Genomic DNA, 17,525 nt, shown 5'->3' with positions numbered 1-17,525 from the left:
GCTGTCCCGCCAGCGTCTCAACCGGCAGCCATTGCGTTCTCAGAAAGTGACCGAAATGAAAGTGGGCAAGAAGGAACGCTGGCGTTCCTTCACACCCCCCTCTGTCCTGCCGGACATCTCCCCCGCAAGGGGGGAGATTGGCTGTCGCTCCGGCCTTCGCCAATCTTACAACGGTGTCTCGCGCCACCCTCACCGCTTTACCTCCCACGTCGTCACGCGTTCGCCAGTGATAGGATCCTTGCCGTCTTTCAGCTGCACGCCCTGCGCCAGAAGCTCATCGCGGATGCGATCGGCTTCGGCCCAGTTTTTCGCTGCGATCAGTTCCAAGCGCTTGGCGATCGCCTTGGCGACCGCAACCTCGTCGACCTTGGCCGCGCCTATATCGAAGCCGAGGAACAACAGCGATGCATTCAGCGATGCGGCCGCTTCGTTGCCCTCCGCGGCCTCACCGGCAAGCTGCGTGAGCTGCTGGAAGGCGGCATAGGTGGCGAGGTCGTCAGACAGCGCCGCCACAACCTCCGCCGGAACTTGCCCTGCCGACGGGGCGAGATCGGCGGCGCGCTTCCATTTGCGCAGCGTATTCTCGGCCTCTTCCAGCTTGCGTACGGAAAAGTCGATCGGCTCGCGGTAATGCGTCATCAGCATCGCCAGCCGCAGCACCTCGCCCGGCCATTTGCGGCCGCCGAAAGTGTCGGTCTCCAGCAGTTCGGCGATGGCGTAGAAATTGCCGAGGCTCTTCGACATTTTCTGGCCCTCGACCTGCAGGAAGCCGTTGTGCATCCAGACATTGGCCATGACGTCGGTGCCGTGGGCGCAACGCGACTGGGCGATCTCGTTCTCATGGTGGGGGAAGATCAGGTCCAAGCCGCCGCCATGGATATCGAAGACATCGCCGAGATAGGCGGCCGACATGGCCGAGCATTCGATGTGCCAACCGGGCCGGCCCCTGCCCCATGGGCTGTCCCAGCCGGGCTCTTCCGGTGACGACAATTTCCACAGCACGAAATCGCCCGGGTTCTTCTTGTGAGCGTCGACGGCAATTCGCGCACCGGCCTGCTGTTCGTCGAGATTGCGCTTCGACAGCTCGCCATAATCCGGCATCGAGGCGGTGTCGAACAGCACTTCGCCGGCGGCGACATAGGCGTGGCCGCGTTCGATCAAACGTTCGATGAGGGTGATCATGTCAACCTTGCCGTCGGCGCGCCGCGCGACGAACTCGGTGGCGCGCGGCTCGACCGTCGGCGGCAAGCAGCCGAGCGCGGCGACATCCTTGTAGTACTGATCGGCGGTCTTTTCGGTGACGCGGCGGATCGCCTCGTTGAGCGTCAGGTTTCCCGACGCGATCTCGGCGCCGAAATCGCGCAGCGCGCGGGCGTTAATCTTGTCGTCGACATCTGTGATGTTGCGCACATACGTGACACCAGCCTCGCCGTAGAGGTGACGCAGCAAACGGAACAGCACGTCGAAGACGATCGCCGGACGCGCATTGCCGATATGGGCAAAGTCGTAGACGGTCGGACCGCAGACATAAATGCGCACATTCGACGGGTCGATCGGGACGAACACGTCCTTCGTCCGCGTTAGCGTGTTGTAGAGGCTGAGACCCTTCGATGCGTCAGACATGCGTGCCCTTCCGGTCCGTTAAGTTCTGGATGGAGCCTAACCTGTGCCAAGGCACAAATCGGCTCCAGCCTGCTGGCCGGGGCGTTTGTCCACTCTGGGGAAAGATGAGGCGAAAACGTCCGGACCAGCGCGAAGCTAGCCAATAATGCAAATGCCACAAATGGCGGAAAACGTTTTCATCGGCGGCTTTATCGCCTTGGCCGGTGTTGCCGTCAAGTCGCAACTTCCGGCAAAAGCGTCGCTGGATAATAGGTCAGGAGCCGCTGAAACATTTTATTAAACATGTCGGCACAGTCATGAAACATTCGCCGGCTAGTCCACCATAGGTCACGATTCGGCCAGATTCGGCCGGCAAACGCAGACACGGAAATGTTACCAGGGAAGAGATCGATGTCACGAACCAAGCAGGAATCGAGCCGCGCCAAGCAACCGGCGCTCGCCAACCACTACCGTGCGATCGGCCCGGCCGCGATCGTCGCCGCCCTTCTCCATACCGCGAAGAATAAAAAGCCGGCGCCGAAAATCACTTCGCCCCGCGCTGCCTGAACAGGCATCGTGCCGGCCGCCGACAAGGCGTGCGCCGGAACGGAAGGCTGAGGCGCCCATAGCGCGCCTGAAAACAACAGCTCTTCCTATTGAGCAGGTTCTTCCCGAAGACCGGACCTGGCTTCTTGGGAGCGCGCTCTAAAACAGCGTCATCTGACTGTCGTCCGCGCCGGGCTTCTGGCGCCTGACCTTGTCGGGCTCGACGATGCCCATGTCCTGTATCTCCGGCCCGGTGTTGGCGACCTTGTTGACGCGGTCGGAGACCGGAATTGCCTCGAAGAAATCGGGCAGCGCGGGTTTGAGCAGGTCGGCCACATCGCGCGGTTCGAGCGTGCGGCAGTCCAGCCAGCGGGCAAAGTCTTCAGGCGCGATCACCACCGGCATCCGGTCATGGATATGGGCGATGCCGGCATTGGCGTTGATGGTAAGAATGGCGCCGGTGTTCATTTCCGAACCGCCCGGCTCGGCATAGGTTTCAATCAGCCCGGCAAAGGCGATCAACCCGCCATGCCTCGGCCGTATCCAGTAGGGCTGGCCCTTCTTGCCGCTGCCGGATTGCTGCCACTCATAGAAGCCGGAGGCCGGCACCAAGGCACGGCGATGGCGCATGGCGGCTTTGAACGAGGCTTTTTCAATAGCGCCTTCCGAACGCGCGTTGATGAGCAACGGAAATTCCCTGGTGTCCTTGACCCAGGTGGGGATCAGCCCCCAGCGCACCAGCATCGCCTGGCGATCCGGGAAATTCGAGCCCGGCATGCGCGGCGGTCCCGACAGCGCCATCAGCACCGGCTGCGTCGGCGCGATGTTGTAGCGGGCCGGAAAATCGTCCAGCTCCGCCAGGCCGAGCAAGGCGGCGGTCTGGTCGGGCGTCGCGGTCAGGGCAAAGCGTCCGCACATTGGCAAGCTCGATGAATTGATCCGATCGCGAACGTGGCGATGGAACCGGCGCTGCGCAACGGCTAAAGCTGCTCGCTGCCAGCCGGTCCACAGGGTGGGCCTCACATAAGCGAATCGATATCGATGAACGAGCAGCGCAAGACACTTCCCGCAGTCTCGGTCGCCGTCGTGCGCGGCAGGACGGTGCTGCTGGTCAAACGGGCGCGGCCGCCGTCGCAGGGGCTTTATGCCTTTCCCGGCGGCAAGGTCGAGCCCGGCGAGACGCTGCAAGAAGCAGCAGTGCGCGAATTGCTGGAGGAAACCGGGCTGCGGGCGCAGGACTATCGTCCGCTTCGCGACATCCACATCGACGGCAGCGGCGAGAATCACCCGGTCGACTATCTGCTGACCGTGTTCGGCGCCGTTTATGCCGGCGGCGAAGCGACGGCCAGCGACGATGCCGAGACCGCCGCCTTCTATAGTCTTGATGAAATGGCGACGCTGCCGCTCGCGGGTGACGTCATGGAGGTGGCTGAAGAGCTTTTGGCCTGAAGCAGGCCCATATCTGCCCGCTCCGAGAATCGCCTTGCAGGCGACAAAATGTTTCGTCAGATAGACTTATGACCCGCACCTCGCTGTTCCTTGCCGCATGCATCGCCACCGCCACGGCTTTTGCCGTGCAGCCGGCGCTGGCCGCCGAGTCGCCGTTCGAGCCCGGGCTGATGCGACTGGCCGAGGTGCTGGGGTCGCTGCATTTCCTGCGCAATCTGTGCGGCGAAAAGGGCGACCAGTGGCGCACCGAGATGGAAAAGCTGATCTATTCGGAAAATCCCGATCCCGAGCGGCGCGCCCGCTTCATCGCCAGCTTCAACCGCGGCTACCGTTCCTTCGGCGGCACCTATACCCAATGCACGCCGTCAGCGACCGAAGCCATCAGCCGCTACATGAAGGAAGGCGAGACGCTGTCGCGCGACATCGCCTCGCGTTACGGCAACTGACGAGCGCCAGACGGCGTTTAGCCACGCCTTTTCGAGCACCCGCCTTGTATCCACGGCACGTTGATGCAATCTTGGTGTTGCACTTGCGCAACAGTATTAACGAAACGTTAGCGCGCGAATGCGGAATTAACTCAAACTGAAGGTTTTCATCCCGCTCACCGGTCTAATCGGCTAAGTTTGAATCGGACCGAACGCAGGCGACGAAGTTTGTAAAGACGATCAAAAAAATGTCGTATTTACAGACACTTACTTAGCCTGCGTGAGATAGGGGCAGCCAAGCCGGATCCGACCCGTCGGACCGCCGCTTGAAAGGTGGACATCGCAAATGGAACATGGCGTCAACGACATCGACGCGCTGGTCAGGGAAGAAAAGCGCCTGACCGCGGTGGAAAGCCATAGCGAGGCCTGGGCGGAAGGTCTGTCGGCCGGCATAGAACCTGAAATCATCGCCGAGGCAGCGCTTGAAACCGCGTTCGGCGAGATGCTGCGAGCCAATGGCGAAACCTCGGCCCTTGCCCTGCTCGATCGCATGCGTGAAAAGGTGATCGCCGGCGCCTTCGAGCCGGAGCGGTTTCGGCACTAGGCGTCGCGCGTCTCAGAGGGTGCACTGCCAGCTTACCGGTTCTTTGACGACGGCGAGTCGTTTGGGCATCATGCCTGAAGAGCCTAGGCCCGAGGAGAGACAAGCGGTGAATTTTTCGATGTCAGGCCGGCCTCGCGGCGTGGTCCTCAGCATCTGGCTTGCCGCTTCCTGCGCCGCGGTTCCGCTGGCGCTTGTCCTGACCAGCAACCCTGCCTATGCGCTGAGCGAGATCAAGCGCGAGGAGCTTCCAGCTCCTGCCGGGCCACCAGCCAATGGTGAGACGGCGCCGTCTGAAAATTCAGTGCCAATGCCCGATCTGCCCGGCACGGCGCCACCGGCCGCCAGCCAGCCGAAATCGCCCACGGAGCCCGAACAAAGCCAACCGGAAGCCCCCGCCAACGATGGCGGCGTGGCCAACCCGCGTGCCGATCCAGAAGCGCCGGTGCCCGAAGTCGTCTACGACCTTTCCAAATTGCCGGAGCCCGTCAGGCGCATGCGCGATCTGATGGTCGAGGCCTGCGTCAGCGGCGACATCGAGAAGCTGCGGCCGCTGATCGGCAAGGGCGACACCATGACCCAATTGTCGCTGGGCGAAATCGAGGGCGACCCGATCGCGTTCCTGAAAGGGCTATCGGGCGACAAGGAAGGTCAGGAAATCCTCGCTATCCTGGAAGAGGTGCTCAATGCCGGCTATGTCCATGTAGACGTCGGCACACCGCAGGAACTCTATGTCTGGCCGTATTTCTTCGCCCTGCCGCTTGACAAGCTCAACGCCAGGCAGCGGGTCGAACTGTTCAAGATCGTCACCGCCGGCGACTATGACGACATGAAGCAGTTCGGAGCCTACATCTTCTACCGCGTCGGCATTACTCCCACCGGGCAGTGGACGTTTTTCGTCGCCGGGGATTGAACGGCGATCCCCCTGGGATGGCTACTGGCTAGGGCTAGAAAGCTCGAGACCTGTGTCAGGCCATATGCGGATACCTTCATTTCGAAGGGCCGAAATCGCTTCGACCGCCGCGTTGGGATCCATTTGCAGCACCTCGGCGGCATGCCGCAATTCTTCCTTGTCCCGCAGCCTGTTTACCACCCAAGCCACCTTGCGCTCGATATCCACGCCATAGGCCGCCTTCGCCTTGCCAACAGCGTCGCTCGGGATTTCCTTATAGATGCCAACCAGCACTCCAAGATCGATGGCATCGCGATATGCAATTGCACGGTCCTGACATCGATCCGCGTTCGCCAGTAACTTCTCGGCAAACATATCCGCCGGGACCAGGGCGGATACATTCAGATCGTCGTCGAAATGGCCTCGCAGTTTTATGCGGCCTTCGCGGATGACTTCAAACTTGATCGTTTGGCCTTTCAACCGCACGATCGTCCGCAAGCCATATTGATCGATCAGGAAGTCCCGAACAGCCTCGACCGGCTCAGGAAAGAATGCTCTGACGCCACGTTCGGCTGCGGAGGTCCGCAATTCGCGATAGCCATCACTGTCGGCACACAGGAAGTCCACATCCAGTGAGCGGCGATATTCCCCGAATTTCATAACGATCGCAGTGCCACCGCCGAACCAGCACTGGTTTGCGGTCAGGAAATGGCGATCCATCAACCCGAGCGCTTCGGCAATGATCTGGTGCTCGGGCCTCTTGAATTCCATCATGACGCTCGCGGTGTGTCCTGTTGATATTCCGGCTGCGAGGAACGATCAGGTGAGGGAAATCAGCCGGCGGTCAAGAGCACGCCGTGACCGAATTTGTCTGCCAAACTTTGGATAAGCATCTTCTCACGCACAGTAAGACGCTTTTGATCGACAAACCGCCAATTACGCTCATACAGCGCAAATGCCTCTTCGGCCGGAATCGGGCGTGCCGCATCGCGGTTCCAGGCGAGCGCCTGGAGCTCCGGAAACTCCGCAGGGACAATCATGGGCGCGATATCTGCGTTCATAATGCCCTTAACGTAGTGGATAGCGCTTAAAAAATCCAACGCAGCAAGAAACCGCCTAAGCCGGCAGCGCCTCGGAAAACTCCACCGGCCTGCCCTGTCCTGGCGTGACGATCTCGCCTTCCCACATCACGCGACGACCGCGCACGATGGTGCCGACCGGCCAGCCGGTGACTTCCTTGCCGTCATAGGGCGTCCAGCCGGCCTTGGAGCCGGCCTGCGCATTGGTGATGGTCTCGCGGCACTTCATGTCGACAACGGTGAAATCGGCGTCATAGCCTGCGGCGATACGGCCTTTCCGGGCCATGCCGAAGATGCGCTGTGGGCCATGGCTGGAGAGGTCGACGAAGCGCTGCAGGGTCAGCCGGCCTGAATTGACGTGGTCGAGCATGATCGGCACCAGCGTCTGCACCCCGGTCATGCCAGACGGTGAGGCCGGATAGGGCTTTGCCTTTTCGGCCAGCGTGTGGGGGGCGTGGTCGGAGCCGAGCACATCGACAATGCCTTGCGCAATGCCGTGCCAGACGCCGTCGCGATGGCGGGCCGCGCGAACCGGCGGATTCATCTGGATCAGCGTGCCCAGCCGCGCATAGTCGTCGGCGGCGAGTGTCAAATGGTGCGGCGTCGCCTCGCAGGTGGCGACATCCTTGTGCTGTTGGAGGAAGATGATTTCCTCGGCAGTGGAGATATGCAGCACATGGATGCGGGCGCGGGTGTTTCGCGCGATGCGCACCAGCCGCTCGGTACAGCGAAGCGCCGCGATCTCGTCGCGCCAGACGGGATGCGATGACGGGTCGCCCTCGACGCGCAGGCCCAGGCGCTCGCGCAGCCGGAACTCGTCCTCCGAGTGAAAGGCGGCACGGCGGCGGGTGTTGCGCAGGATCGATGCGACACCCTCGTCGTCCTCGACCAGCAGGTCGCCGGTGGACGAGCCCATGAACACCTTTATCCCGGCAGCACCCGGCAGCCGCTCGAGCTCACCGACATCATCGGCATTCTCGCGCGTGCCGCCAACCCAGAAGGCGAAGTCGCAATGCATCCGGCTAGTGGCGCGGCGCACCTTGTCGGCAAGCGCCGCCTCGCTGGTGGTCAGCGGATTGGTGTTGGGCATTTCGAAGACGGCGGTGACCCCGCCCAGCACAGCCGCGCGCGAGCCCGTCTCCAGATCTTCCTTGTGCTCCAGCCCCGGCTCGCGAAAATGCACCTGACTGTCGACGACGCCTGGCAGGACGTGCAGCCCGCGACAGTCGATCGCTTCGCCGGCCGAAGCTTGGCGAAGATCGTCTATTGCGATGATGCGACCACCCTTGACGCCGACATCGCGCGCGGCTTCGCCATCATGGTTGACCACAGTGCCGCCTGTCAGGATGAGGTCGTAGGTGGTGGCCATGGGCGTTCGGTCTCTTGCGGGGGGAGTATCGTCGGCTTACGTAAAGGCCGACTGTTTTGCAAGATCAGGTTCTTTGCCGCCCATGCCTTTTGCCCTGTTCAAAGACCGCGCCCTCATTTCCGTGTCAGGCCCGGATGCCGAGCATTTTTTGCAGAATATCCTCACCACCGACCTCGACACGCTGGCCGTCGACGCGGCAAAGCCAGGTGCGCTGCTTTCGCCGCAAGGCAAGATCCTGTTCGATTTCCTGATCTCGCGTAGCGGCGAGAACGCATTCCGGCTGGATTGCCGTGCCGACATCGCAGACGATTTCCTGCGCCGGCTGATGCTTTACAAGCTGCGCGCCAAGGCCGAGATTGCCAGGCAGGATCAAGTGCTTGTGACGGTTGCGTGGGGCGATGATTCAAGCGCTTCACAGTCTGATTCAACGGTACTTGCCGATGCCCGCTTCCGCGAGGTGGCTGTGAGCCGCTCCTATGGCGGCGCATCCGTAGGTGGCGACCCGGCTGCGTGGCAGGCGCTCCGCATCGCCAACGGCATTGCCGAAAGCGGTTCCGATTATCAGCTCGGCGATGCCTTCCCTCACGACGTGCTGCTCGACGAGACCGGCGGCGTCGGCTTCAAGAAAGGCTGCTATGTCGGCCAGGAAGTGGTCTCGCGCATGCAGCATCGCGGCACCGCCAGGCGCCGCGTGCTGATCGTTTCGGCCGACCGCGCCTTACCCGCGCCCGGCACGGAGCTGACGGTTGCGGGGCGGCCGGTCGGCACGCTCGGCTCGACCGCGGGCACGGCCGGACTCGCCATTGCCCGCATCGACCGGGCCAAGGCGGCGCTCGACGCTGGCCAGCCGGTACTGGCCGGTGATGTCACCGTCTCGCTCGCCATCCCGGCCTGGGCGCAGTTCAGCTTTCCCAGGGAAGCCATCGGCGCGGAGGACGCCTGATGGCTGCCGATCGCGTCGGAGCGCCACCGCGCGCGTGGCAGCGCATGCTGTCGGGACGGCGGCTCGACCTGCTAGATCCCTCGCCGCTCGACATCGAAATTTCCGACATCGCCCACGGGCTTGCCCGCGTTGCCCGCTGGAACGGGCAGACCCGCGGCGATCACGCCTTTTCGGTCGCCCAGCATTCGCTGCTGGTCGAGGCGCTGTTCAGCGAGTTGCAGCCGGACGCCTCGGCCAATGCTCAGTTGGCAGCACTGCTGCATGACGCGCCGGAATATGTCATCGGCGACATGATCTCGCCGTTCAAATCGGTAATGGGCGGCTCCTACAAGGAGTGTGAGCTGCGTCTCCAGCGCGCCATCCATCAGCGCTTTTCGCTGCCGCCCGAACTCGGCGTCGGCTTGCGCAAGGAGATCAAGCGCGCCGACCAGATCGCCGCCTATTACGAGGCAACGCTGCTTGCCGGTTTCTCGACCGCGGAAGCAACCGAGTTCTTCGGCCGGCCGCGCGGGTTCAATGCCGACCGCTTCGACTTTAAGCCGCACTCGGTGACCTCGGCGCAAGCTGCCTTCCTCAAACGCTACGCAACGCTTGAAAAGCAACGCCAGGCAACGGTTGCCGTGCATTCGGCGCAGTGAACATACGCTAAATTAACCAGCGGTAACCACAGTACCGGGTTTCGATCACGGTCAGCAGGCACGCCTCATGTCCGTTGCGCACGTCAAGGGTGGTTCGCCCGTCCGCAGACGGGGAGCCGGAGGCGTCGCCGCGCCACGGCAGATCGCCGACGAACTGCGCCACCAGAACGAGCGCTTTTCCGCGGCCGTCGAGAATATGTCGCATGGGCTGTGCATGTTCGACGCCGACGAGCGGATGATCATCTGCAACGGCAACTATATCAGCATCTTCTCCCTCGACGCGAAGATCGTGCGGCCCGGCATCGCGTTCCTGGACATTCTAAAGCACAGCGTCGACATCGGTGTCGCCTCACAGAGCGCCGAAGACCTGTATGCCATCCGCAAGCCCTATATCGAGCGCGCGCAAGCCTCGACCTACGAGGAAATACTGTCGGACGGACGCATCGTTTCCATCACGCACCGGCCGCTGGCCTCAGGCGGCTGGGTGTCGATCTATGAGGACATTACGGAGCAAAGGCGGGCCGAGCAGGAACTGAAGGAGCAGCACCGCCGCTTCGATGCGGCGCTCGCCAACATGTCGCAAGGCCTGTTGATGTACGACGCCGAAGGCACGCTGATCGTGCGCAACCAGCGCTTCCTCGACCTCTACAAGGTCACGCCTGACGACTTCCCGCTCGGCATGAGCCAGCGCGCCCTGCTCGAACAGATGGTGCGACTGCGCATCTATCCGTCGATGGACATCGACGGCGAGATCGCCAACACCAGAGCCAGCCTGCAGGCCGGTGAGGAGCGTTCGACAGACCGCAGCCTTGCCGATGGCCGAACGCTGCTGGTTGCGCGCCGGCCGCTTGCCGGTGGCGGCTGGGTGGCGACCTTCGAAGACATCACCGAGCGCCGGCGCGCCGAAGAGCGCATGAGCCACCTTGCCCATTACGACACGCTGACCGACCTGCCCAACCGCTCGATGTTTCGCGAACGGCTCGACCAGGCGATGGCCGGCGATACACCGTTGGCGATCTTCTCGCTCGACCTCGATCGCTTCAAGGCCGTCAACGACACCTGGGGACACCCGGCCGGTGACTGGCTGCTGAAATGCGTGGCGGAGCGGTTGCGGCACAGCCTGCGCAGCGACACCGATGTGGTCGCCCGCCTCGGTGGCGACGAGTTCGCCATCCTGCAGTTCAATCCCAAAGGCGCCACCGATGCGGAACAACTGGCAAAACGCATCGTCGCTGTCGTCAGCCAGCCGTTTCGCGACAAGGGCCGCGACATGCATGTCGGCATCAGCCTTGGCATCGCGCTGTATCCCGGTGACGGCAAGGACGCCGACACGCTTTTGAAGAACGCTGACATGGCGCTTTACAGCGGCAAGAGCGAAGGCCGCAACGTCTACCGCTTTTTCGAGCCCGGCATGGATGCCTTGGTGCGGGCGCGCCTGGCGCTCGAAACCGATCTCGAGACGGCACTGAAGCGGCGGGAGTTCGTGCTGGAGTTCCAGCCGATCACCAACATCGCGTCGGGCAAGATCGTCGGCGCCGAAGCGTTGATGCGGTGGAATTCACCGACGCGCGGCCTGGTGGCGCCCGATGATTTCATCGCAGCCGCCGAAGACAGCGGGCTGATCGTTCCGCTGGGCGAATGGGCGCTGAAACAGGCCTGCAGCGTGGCCGCCGGCTGGCCGCCTGGAATGCGCATCGCCGTCAATGTCTCGGCAGTGCAGATCAGAAGCGCCGACTTTGCCCGCAGCGTGATTTCGGCGCTGGCCGTTTCCGGCGTGCCGGCCAGCCGGCTCGAACTGGAAATCACCGAGACCGTGCTGATGGATGAGAGCGAGACGGTGCTGAAGACGCTGAGACAGCTGCGCGAACTCGGTATCCGCATCGCGCTCGACGATTTCGGCACCGGCTATTCGTCGCTCGGCTATCTCAGGCGTTTTCCCGTCGACAAGATCAAGATCGACCGCTCCTTCATCCACGATATCGACAACAAGGACACGGCGGCGATCGTGCGCACGATCATCGGGCTTGGTGCCGAACTTGGCATCACTGTCACCGCCGAAGGCGTCGAGACCGAAGCGCAGCTCGACATATTGCGCAAGGCTGGCTGCGTCGAGGCGCAGGGCTTTCTGATCGGCATGCCGTCAAAGGCCGCCGACATGGCTCGACTTCTCAAGACGAGGGCAGCGTCCCGGCGCGCCTGAACATCCCCGGCGTCATTCCATGCGCGGCGCGGAAGGTGCGCGAGAGATGGCTTTGGTCGGAGAAGCCGGCCGCAAAGGCGGCACCGGCGAGATCTGAACCTTGCCGGATCAGCAGATCGGCACGGCGCAGCCTGCGGTCACGGATGAAGGCAGCAGGGGTGAGACCCAGCACTTTCCTGAAATCGCGGATAACTTGAAAGCGCGTCACGCCTGCGGCTTCAGCGAGCCGCTGCAAATCGAGGTCCGAGTTCAGATGGTCTTCGATGACCTGTTCATAGACCCGGAGCCGGCTTTTCGATCCGAAGCTTTCGACCGCCTCGCGCCGCCGGCCGCCCCAATCGCCATGGCGCAGGATGAGCTTGCGCAAGGCGATCAGCATGGATGTTTCGGCGCTCGTGGCATCACCCGATGTCGAAGCCAAGTGCGCGACGCCTACTGCCTGGACGAGATCGGCATCATCGACGATCGCTTGCGAAAACAACGGCGGGCGATCCTGCCCGAGTTCGTCCGCGATCGCACCCATGAGCGAGGCCGACGGATAGAAGGTGCAGTAAGCCCAACCCTGGTCGGCACCCGCCTCGCCGTCATGCCATATCTCCGGATTGACGAGCAGAACCGTGCCCGACGGCGCGAGGACAGTCTCGTTGCCGATGCGGACCCGCTCGCACCCTTGCGTGATCAGGGCGACGACATAGGTCGGGTGCGTGTGCAGCTGGTAGCGATGCCGCGTGAAGCGCGCCTTGATCATGCCAAGATCGCGAAAGCGCGGATGACGCCAGAACTGCGTCGTCTCCTGAGGCTGTTGAATTCCAGACACGGTCAATCCTGTTCAAGACGCTGCCGGCGCAAATCCTTTACGTGCTGGCATCGACAAGGCCGAATTTACGATAGCCGGCAAGGAGAGCGCAATGCTGCACAACGACCCCATCGCCGCCCTCACCCCGCAGGTGGTGGAATGGCGGCATCACATCCACGCCAACCCCGAACTCGGTTTCCAAGAGTATGAGACCGCGCGCTTCGTCGCCGACAAGCTGCGCACCTTCGGGCTCGACGAGGTTCATGAAGGCAAAGGCGGCACCGGCGTGGTTGGCGTCCTCAGAGGACGACCAGGCGTGCGCGCCATCGGGCTTCGGGCCGAACTCGATGCCTTGCCCGTGCTGGAGAAGACAGGATTGCCATATGCGTCGAAGAAAGACGGCGTGATGCATGCCTGCGGCCACGACGGGCACATCGCGATGCTGCTCGGCGCCGCCAAGCTGCTCGCCGACAACAGAGCCTTCGACGGCACCGTCTGTTTCATCTTCCAGCCGGCGGAAGAAAATGAAGGCGGCGCCATGCGGATGATCGAGGACGGACTGTTCGAGCGCTTCCCCGTGGAAGCCGTCTACGCCGTCCACAACTGGCCGGGGCTGCCGCTCGGAAAGATCGCGGCCCGTGCCGGGTCGATGATGGCGGCCGTCGACACTTTCGAACTGAACTTTGAGGGGACCGGCGCGCATGCCGCCATGCCGCAGCTAGGCGACGATCCCGTGCTCGCGGCCGGCGCCTTCGTTCAAGCCGTGCAGCGCATCGTCAGCCGTTCGGTCGACCCGCAAATGGCGCTGGTCGTTTCGATCACCCAGATCCATGGCGGCAATGTCGGCAACATCGTGCCGGGCAAGGTCTGGCTGCAGGGAACCTGCCGCTTCTTCGAGCCCACTTTGTCGGACCATTGCGAAAGGCTGATCGGCGACATCGCGCAAGGCATTGCCTCGGCGCATGCACTCACCGCCAAGCTCGCCTACAAGAAAGGCTACCCGCCGCTGGTCAACACGTCGGCTGCCACTGACCGGGCCGTCCAGGCGGCAACCGCGGTTGTCGGCCGCGAGCAGGTCGAGACCGCATCCAACCCGAGCCTCGGCTGCGAGGATTTTGCCTACATGGTCCGCGAAGCCGGCGGCTGCTATGCCTGGGTCGGCGCAGGAGCGGTCAGACCGGGCGAAGGGCTGCACGGCGATCGCTATGTCTTCAACGACGCCATCGTCCCCACCGTGCTCCGCTATTTCGTCACGCTCGTTGAGCAGACGCTACGCTGACGGCCGAGCGCCTCAGCGCAAGGTCTCGACGTATTTCTCGTGGAAGCTGACATAGCCGGGTTCGACGACTTTGAGATGGGGCTCGATCAGCTGGTGGAAGGCCGGCAGCTGATGGAAGGGCACGCCGGGATAGGCGTGGTGCTCGGCGTGATACGGCATGTTCCAGGCGACTTTGCGCACCAGCCAGTTGGTCAGCGTGGTGCGGGTGTTTTCCAGCATGTTGGCGACAAGCGGGCAGCGGCCATGCTCGGCCAGCAGATAGAGCCTGAGGAAGGGCTGGCCGAGCAGCGCCGGCACGATCCAGACATAGAGCAGTACACTTGCCTCGAACCACAGGGCTAGCGCGGCGACCACGACATAGAAAGCGATCATGGCGCGGGCTTCAGTGCGCACCTTGGGCAGGCCTTTCGGCGGCACGTAGCTGTCGTGGCAGCCGCCAATCGCGTTGGTGTAGAGTGTCTGCAAATGCCCCCACCACACCGGCAGGCCCGAGACGTGGACGATGTATTGCCGCATCGTCTCCGGTTTCGGGAAGGCGAGTTCCGGATCGTTCTCGGGATCCTGGGTGAAACGGTGATGGGCGAAGTGGAAATAGCGAAACCAGTCGGCGGGCAGCGCGATCGCCAGGCTGCAGACCCTTGCGGCGGCATCGTTGAGCCACTGCGTCTCGAACGCCGTCCTGTGCACCGTCTCATGCAGCAGCGTGAACAGAAAGACGATGAGAATGCCTTGCGGCAACATCAACAGCGGCCAGTACGACACCTTGGCCGCAATCAGCCCGCCGATAGCCACAATCGCGCCGAGATGGAAGGCGAGTTGGACCAGACCCGGCCCGTCCGACTTGCCGGTCAGGCGGCTGCGCTGCTCATTGGTCAGGAACGCGATGCCGTCGCGATGGTCTCTGGGTTCAAACTGGGCCGATACGGTCATGGCGCCAAGCTACTCGAATAAGAAAGCTTTCGAAAGACGAGGATTTCTGCGACATGGATAAGCTGACCTTCCTATCGGATCACCCAATGACCGCGCTTCCTTCCCTGAGAGGACTTCAAGCCTTCGAGGCGGCGGCGCGCTCGGGGAGTTTCGCGCAGCGGCGGATGAGCTCTCGATCTCGGCGGCTGCGGTCAGCCAGCTCATTCGCACCGTCGAGGAGCAGATGGGTCGAAAACTGTTCCATCGCGTCAACCGCCGCGTGGTGCTGACGGAAGCCGGCGTCGAGATGCTGCCCCGGCTGACCCTGGCTTTTCGGGAGATCGGCAGCATCGCGCGTGGCAGCGATGCCTTCCGCCCGCGGCTTGTCATATCGGTGCCGCCGTCCATGGCGATGGGCTGGCTTTCCGAACGTCTCGCCGGCTTTGTGGCCAGCCACGGCGCCGTCGACATATCCCTGCGCGGCGATGACGATCCGGTGCCGTTCGACCGCGAACTGATCGACATCCGGCTGTCCTTCGGCCCGCACTATCGTGAACACCCGACCGAAGACATTGTCAGGGACGCCGTCTACCCCGTCTGCGCGCCAGAACTCACCGCCAAAACCGACAGCCTCGCCGGCCTGCCACTGATTCACACCGACTGGGGACCGACCGGCGCGTCGTTTCCGTCTTGGCGCACCTGGTTCGAGGCGGCGGGCATAGAACCCGGCCGCGCAGTGCAGCGCGGCCTGTCGGCGAACTCGTCGCGGGCAGCGCTCGACCTTGTCATTTCAGGGCTGGGCGTGGCGCTGGCGCAAGGCATTTATTGCGCCGGGGCGCTGGAAGACGGCCGTTTGGTCCGGGCGAATGCCCTATCGATCGCGCTGCGTCAGCCATATTGCCTGACGATCCCGGAACGCAGTGCAAGGCGCGACCTGGTGGCGGCGTTTCGCAATTGGCTGATTGAGGAATGCCGGCGGTCGGTGGGTTCGCCGGTGCTCGGCTGATGGACCGAACTGCTCAGAGATGGCCGGCCAGTGCGGCGACCATGTCCTTGTTCGTCGCCACGGGAATGATCTCGAACTCCACCAGGTCAGACCATTCGATGACCCAGCGCTGCAGCAGCGTGACGTCATCGGCCTCGACCAAAAGGAAGCAGCGGCTCATATCAGCCGCGATCCAGGAGTGGTGCACGACAAGCGCGTCCGGCTTCAATCTGCCGCGCTCGCCGAAACGGCGGTAGATCTCCTTGCGGTCGCAGCCGGTGAAATCCTCGATGACGATGAACTGCATTTTTCCCCCTCGGTTGAATTGCCGCCCGGGACGGCAAACTAACGCCCGGGACGGTCCAGCCGCTCCAGGAACCATTGCGTCAGCCGCACCCAGACTTCGTCCTTTTCGCCGGAATCCTCCCAGCCATGGTCGAGGTTCGGGTTGTCGTTGACCTCGATGACGAAGACGCCATCCTTGGTTTCCTTGAGATCGACGCCGTAAAGCCCGTCGCCGATGCAGCGCGCCGCCTTCACCGCGGTGTCGACGACATGCGGCGGCGTCTCTTTCAGCGTGAAGGTCTTGATGCCGCCCTGGTCGGGCTTGCCGCTGGCCTTGTGGTTGACGATCTGCCAGTGTTTTTTCGCCATCAGATAATGCACGGCAAACAGCGGCTGCCCGCCGAGCACGCCGACGCGCCAGTCATATTCGGTCGGGATGAATTTCTGCGCGATCAGGAGATCGGAATCCTCCAGCCACTCGGTGGCGAGCGTCTTCAGTTCTTCGAAGTTGCCGCATTTCTTGACGCCGCGCGAGAACGATGAATCCGGGATCTTCAGCACCAGCGGAAAGCCCAGCGTCTGCGCCGCCAGTTCGAGGTCCGAGGTGCCGGCTATCATCACCGTCGGCGGCACCGGCACCTTGTTGTAGGCCATCAGTTCGTTGAGATAGACTTTGTTGGTGCAGCGGATCATCGACAGCGGGTCGTCTATCACCGGCATGCCTTCCTGCTGGGCGCGGCGCGCGAAGCGGTAGGTGTGGTTTGAGATCGAGGTGGTCTCGCGGATGAACAGCGCGTCGTAATTGGCGAGCTTGGCCAGGTCCTTCCTGGTGATCGGCTCGATTTCGACGCCCATCTTTTCGGCGATCTTGGCCCAGTAACGCAGCGAGGAAATCTCCGACGGCGGCAGTTCCTCATGCGGATCGACCAGCGTGGCGAAGGTGTAGCGTGCCGGCGTGCGGCCCTTGGTGTCGCGCCACTCGCGGTTGGTGTACGTCTCGAGCGCCTGCACGAAGAGGGCTTCTTCCTCCTCGGCCATCCTGGCCAGCGGCAGGAAGCCGATCTTGCGGATCGAAGCCCATTCGGCGCTGTCCTTGATGTGAACCTCAAGCGCCGGAGCGCGGAACCAGTCGAACAACAGCTTGGCGAAGCGGTCCCAGACCTTCGACGGTCCGATGCCGAAGAAGATGCAGATTTTTTGCGGGAATACGCCACCGAGATCCTTGCGACATTTGTTGAGCGCCAGCTCCAGTTCCGGCAGCGCGTGCTCGTAGAGCTTGCGCTCGGACAGGTCGATCATCGTCTCGACCGTCGGGATGACCTTGTGGCCGCGCGAACCGGCGAGCAGAGAGGCATAATAGCCGCGGCTCTGGTAGGCGTAATTGTTCGACAGGTTGATGACCTTCGGCTGCTGGCCGCGAAACAGCGCCGGATGCGCAAGATAGTCACGGTTGGTGATGATCTTGTGCGGCGTCGCCGCCGGGTCGAGATCGTTCTGACGGCCGGTGAGGATGACCCAGGTCATTGT

General features: G+C 62.8%; 18 protein-coding genes and 1 pseudogene. 10 read left to right on the top strand and 9 right to left on the bottom strand.

The features are described 5' to 3' along the window. Nucleotides 1-189: 189 nt before the first annotated feature. Nucleotides 190-1,623, bottom strand: coding sequence for a cysteine--tRNA ligase (gene cysS / locus ACYG97_RS02630; protein WP_023731981.1), 1,434 nt, complete (start codon nucleotides 1,621-1,623; stop codon nucleotides 190-192). A gap of 390 nt (nucleotides 1,624-2,013) precedes the next feature. Here cysS and ACYG97_RS02625 point away from each other — a divergent pair, with 390 nt between their 5' ends. Beyond that, nucleotides 2,014-2,169, top strand: a complete 156-nt coding sequence (locus tag ACYG97_RS02625; RefSeq protein ID WP_023673568.1) for a hypothetical protein — start codon at nucleotides 2,014-2,016, stop codon at nucleotides 2,167-2,169. A 138-nt stretch (nucleotides 2,170-2,307) separates the two neighbouring features. Here the strand turns inward: ACYG97_RS02625 and ACYG97_RS02620 are convergent, their stop codons facing one another. Next, nucleotides 2,308-3,066, bottom strand: a complete 759-nt coding sequence (locus tag ACYG97_RS02620; protein WP_023731983.1) for an SOS response-associated peptidase — start codon at nucleotides 3,064-3,066, stop codon at nucleotides 2,308-2,310. 123 nt (nucleotides 3,067-3,189) lie between these two features. Between ACYG97_RS02620 and ACYG97_RS02615 the strand changes: the two genes are divergently transcribed. The 4 genes from ACYG97_RS02615 (at nucleotide 3,190) to ACYG97_RS02600 (ending at nucleotide 5,536) form a co-directional block, all read left to right on the top strand. Further along, nucleotides 3,190-3,597: an NUDIX hydrolase gene (locus ACYG97_RS02615; RefSeq protein ID WP_023698665.1), complete on the top strand. Its 408-nt coding sequence runs from the start codon at nucleotides 3,190-3,192 to the stop codon at nucleotides 3,595-3,597. 68 nt (nucleotides 3,598-3,665) lie between these two features. After that, nucleotides 3,666-4,043 (top strand): TIGR02301 family protein, encoded by a 378-nt coding sequence (locus tag ACYG97_RS02610; protein WP_023731984.1) that lies wholly within the window; start codon nucleotides 3,666-3,668, stop codon nucleotides 4,041-4,043. A gap of 325 nt (nucleotides 4,044-4,368) precedes the next feature. Next, complete coding sequence (locus tag ACYG97_RS02605; protein WP_023673564.1) at nucleotides 4,369-4,626, top strand: hypothetical protein; 258 nt, start codon at nucleotides 4,369-4,371, stop codon at nucleotides 4,624-4,626. 106 nt (nucleotides 4,627-4,732) lie between these two features. After that, nucleotides 4,733-5,536 carry a hypothetical protein gene (locus tag ACYG97_RS02600; protein ID WP_023731985.1) on the top strand — a complete coding sequence of 268 codons (804 nt, stop codon included), beginning with the start codon at nucleotides 4,733-4,735 and terminating at the stop codon, nucleotides 5,534-5,536. Between the two features lie 21 nt (nucleotides 5,537-5,557). On the opposite strand, the gene ACYG97_RS02595 is transcribed toward ACYG97_RS02600, so the two are convergent. The 3 genes from ACYG97_RS02595 to ACYG97_RS02585 form a co-directional block, all read right to left on the bottom strand. After that, entirely contained in the window at nucleotides 5,558-6,286 is a 729-nt protein-coding gene (locus ACYG97_RS02595) for a nucleotidyl transferase AbiEii/AbiGii toxin family protein (RefSeq protein ID WP_023731986.1), read from the bottom strand. A gap of 62 nt (nucleotides 6,287-6,348) precedes the next feature. Further along, entirely contained in the window at nucleotides 6,349-6,576 is a 228-nt protein-coding gene (locus ACYG97_RS02590) for a hypothetical protein (protein ID WP_027049982.1), read from the bottom strand. A gap of 55 nt (nucleotides 6,577-6,631) precedes the next feature. Next, nucleotides 6,632-7,963 carry a dihydroorotase gene (locus ACYG97_RS02585; RefSeq protein ID WP_023731987.1) on the bottom strand — a complete coding sequence of 444 codons (1,332 nt, stop codon included), beginning with the start codon at nucleotides 7,961-7,963 and terminating at the stop codon, nucleotides 6,632-6,634. Nucleotides 7,964-8,045: 82 nt separating this feature from the next. On the opposite strand from ACYG97_RS02585, the gene ygfZ reads away from it, so the two are divergent. The 3 genes from ygfZ (at nucleotide 8,046) to ACYG97_RS02570 (ending at nucleotide 11,744) form a co-directional block, all read left to right on the top strand. Next, nucleotides 8,046-8,906 (top strand): CAF17-like 4Fe-4S cluster assembly/insertion protein YgfZ, encoded by an 861-nt coding sequence (ygfZ, locus tag ACYG97_RS02580; RefSeq protein ID WP_023731988.1) that lies wholly within the window; start codon nucleotides 8,046-8,048, stop codon nucleotides 8,904-8,906. After that, entirely contained in the window at nucleotides 8,906-9,544 is a 639-nt protein-coding gene (locus tag ACYG97_RS02575) for an HD domain-containing protein (RefSeq protein WP_023670260.1), read from the top strand. The genes ygfZ and ACYG97_RS02575 overlap by 1 nt, the downstream gene beginning before the upstream one ends. 67 nt (nucleotides 9,545-9,611) lie before the next feature. Further along, a complete protein-coding gene (locus tag ACYG97_RS02570) occupies nucleotides 9,612-11,744 on the top strand; it encodes a putative bifunctional diguanylate cyclase/phosphodiesterase (RefSeq protein WP_023670259.1) in 2,133 nt (710 codons plus the stop codon). Here ACYG97_RS02570 and ACYG97_RS02565 read toward each other — a convergent pair. After that, on the bottom strand, nucleotides 11,713-12,561 hold the full coding sequence (locus tag ACYG97_RS02565) for an AraC family transcriptional regulator (RefSeq protein WP_245260710.1): 849 nt from the start codon (nucleotides 12,559-12,561) through the stop codon (nucleotides 11,713-11,715). The two genes, ACYG97_RS02570 and ACYG97_RS02565, sit on opposite strands and share 32 nt — an antisense overlap. Before the next feature lie 91 nt (nucleotides 12,562-12,652). Here ACYG97_RS02565 and ACYG97_RS02560 point away from each other — a divergent pair, with 91 nt between their 5' ends. Continuing rightward, on the top strand, nucleotides 12,653-13,819 hold the full coding sequence (locus ACYG97_RS02560) for an amidohydrolase (protein ID WP_023731990.1): 1,167 nt from the start codon (nucleotides 12,653-12,655) through the stop codon (nucleotides 13,817-13,819). A 12-nt stretch (nucleotides 13,820-13,831) separates the two neighbouring features. Here ACYG97_RS02560 and ACYG97_RS02555 read toward each other — a convergent pair whose 3' ends face one another. Further along, the gene (locus tag ACYG97_RS02555; protein ID WP_023731991.1) at nucleotides 13,832-14,749 is read right to left on the bottom strand and encodes a fatty acid desaturase family protein; all 918 of its coding nucleotides are present in this window, start codon (nucleotides 14,747-14,749) and stop codon (nucleotides 13,832-13,834) included. Between the two features lie 86 nt (nucleotides 14,750-14,835). Between ACYG97_RS02555 and ACYG97_RS02550 the strand changes: the two are divergent. Continuing rightward, nucleotides 14,836-15,734 (top strand): annotated as a pseudogene (locus tag ACYG97_RS02550) (LysR substrate-binding domain-containing protein). Between the two features lie 13 nt (nucleotides 15,735-15,747). Here ACYG97_RS02550 and ACYG97_RS02545 read toward each other — a convergent pair. Next, nucleotides 15,748-16,020, bottom strand: a complete 273-nt coding sequence (locus tag ACYG97_RS02545; protein WP_023670254.1) for a DUF3303 domain-containing protein — start codon at nucleotides 16,018-16,020, stop codon at nucleotides 15,748-15,750. A gap of 38 nt (nucleotides 16,021-16,058) precedes the next feature. Next, nucleotides 16,059-17,522 carry a RimK family protein gene (locus ACYG97_RS02540; protein WP_023692866.1) on the bottom strand — a complete coding sequence of 488 codons (1,464 nt, stop codon included), beginning with the start codon at nucleotides 17,520-17,522 and terminating at the stop codon, nucleotides 16,059-16,061. Between the last annotated feature and the right edge of the window lie 3 nt (nucleotides 17,523-17,525).

The organism is Mesorhizobium sp. W067 (genome assembly GCF_054719525.1).
This window is presented reverse-complemented; position numbering and strand designations above follow the sequence as displayed.

What these genes read in the sequence shown, in the direction of transcription:
- cysS (WP_023731981.1), bottom strand. Translation starts at nt 1,623, where the DNA reads ATGTCTGACGCATCGAAGGGTCTCAGCCTCTACAACACGCTAACGCGG.
- ACYG97_RS02625 (WP_023673568.1), top strand. Translation starts at nt 2,014, where the DNA reads ATGTCACGAACCAAGCAGGAATCGAGCCGCGCCAAGCAACCGGCGCTC.
- ACYG97_RS02620 (WP_023731983.1), bottom strand. Translation starts at nt 3,066, where the DNA reads ATGTGCGGACGCTTTGCCCTGACCGCGACGCCCGACCAGACCGCCGCC.
- ACYG97_RS02615 (WP_023698665.1), top strand. Translation starts at nt 3,190, where the DNA reads ATGAACGAGCAGCGCAAGACACTTCCCGCAGTCTCGGTCGCCGTCGTG.
- ACYG97_RS02610 (WP_023731984.1), top strand. Translation starts at nt 3,666, where the DNA reads ATGACCCGCACCTCGCTGTTCCTTGCCGCATGCATCGCCACCGCCACG.
- ACYG97_RS02605 (WP_023673564.1), top strand. Translation starts at nt 4,369, where the DNA reads ATGGAACATGGCGTCAACGACATCGACGCGCTGGTCAGGGAAGAAAAG.
- ACYG97_RS02595 (WP_023731986.1), bottom strand. Translation starts at nt 6,286, where the DNA reads ATGGAATTCAAGAGGCCCGAGCACCAGATCATTGCCGAAGCGCTCGGG.
- ACYG97_RS02590 (WP_027049982.1), bottom strand. Translation starts at nt 6,576, where the DNA reads ATGAACGCAGATATCGCGCCCATGATTGTCCCTGCGGAGTTTCCGGAG.
- ACYG97_RS02585 (WP_023731987.1), bottom strand. Translation starts at nt 7,963, where the DNA reads ATGGCCACCACCTACGACCTCATCCTGACAGGCGGCACTGTGGTCAAC.
- ygfZ (WP_023731988.1), top strand. Translation starts at nt 8,046, where the DNA reads ATGCCTTTTGCCCTGTTCAAAGACCGCGCCCTCATTTCCGTGTCAGGC.
- ACYG97_RS02575 (WP_023670260.1), top strand. Translation starts at nt 8,906, where the DNA reads ATGGCTGCCGATCGCGTCGGAGCGCCACCGCGCGCGTGGCAGCGCATG.
- ACYG97_RS02570 (WP_023670259.1), top strand. Translation starts at nt 9,612, where the DNA reads ATGTCCGTTGCGCACGTCAAGGGTGGTTCGCCCGTCCGCAGACGGGGA.
- ACYG97_RS02560 (WP_023731990.1), top strand. Translation starts at nt 12,653, where the DNA reads ATGCTGCACAACGACCCCATCGCCGCCCTCACCCCGCAGGTGGTGGAA.
- ACYG97_RS02555 (WP_023731991.1), bottom strand. Translation starts at nt 14,749, where the DNA reads ATGACCGTATCGGCCCAGTTTGAACCCAGAGACCATCGCGACGGCATC.
- ACYG97_RS02545 (WP_023670254.1), bottom strand. Translation starts at nt 16,020, where the DNA reads ATGCAGTTCATCGTCATCGAGGATTTCACCGGCTGCGACCGCAAGGAG.
- ACYG97_RS02540 (WP_023692866.1), bottom strand. Translation starts at nt 17,522, where the DNA reads ATGACCTGGGTCATCCTCACCGGCCGTCAGAACGATCTCGACCCGGCG.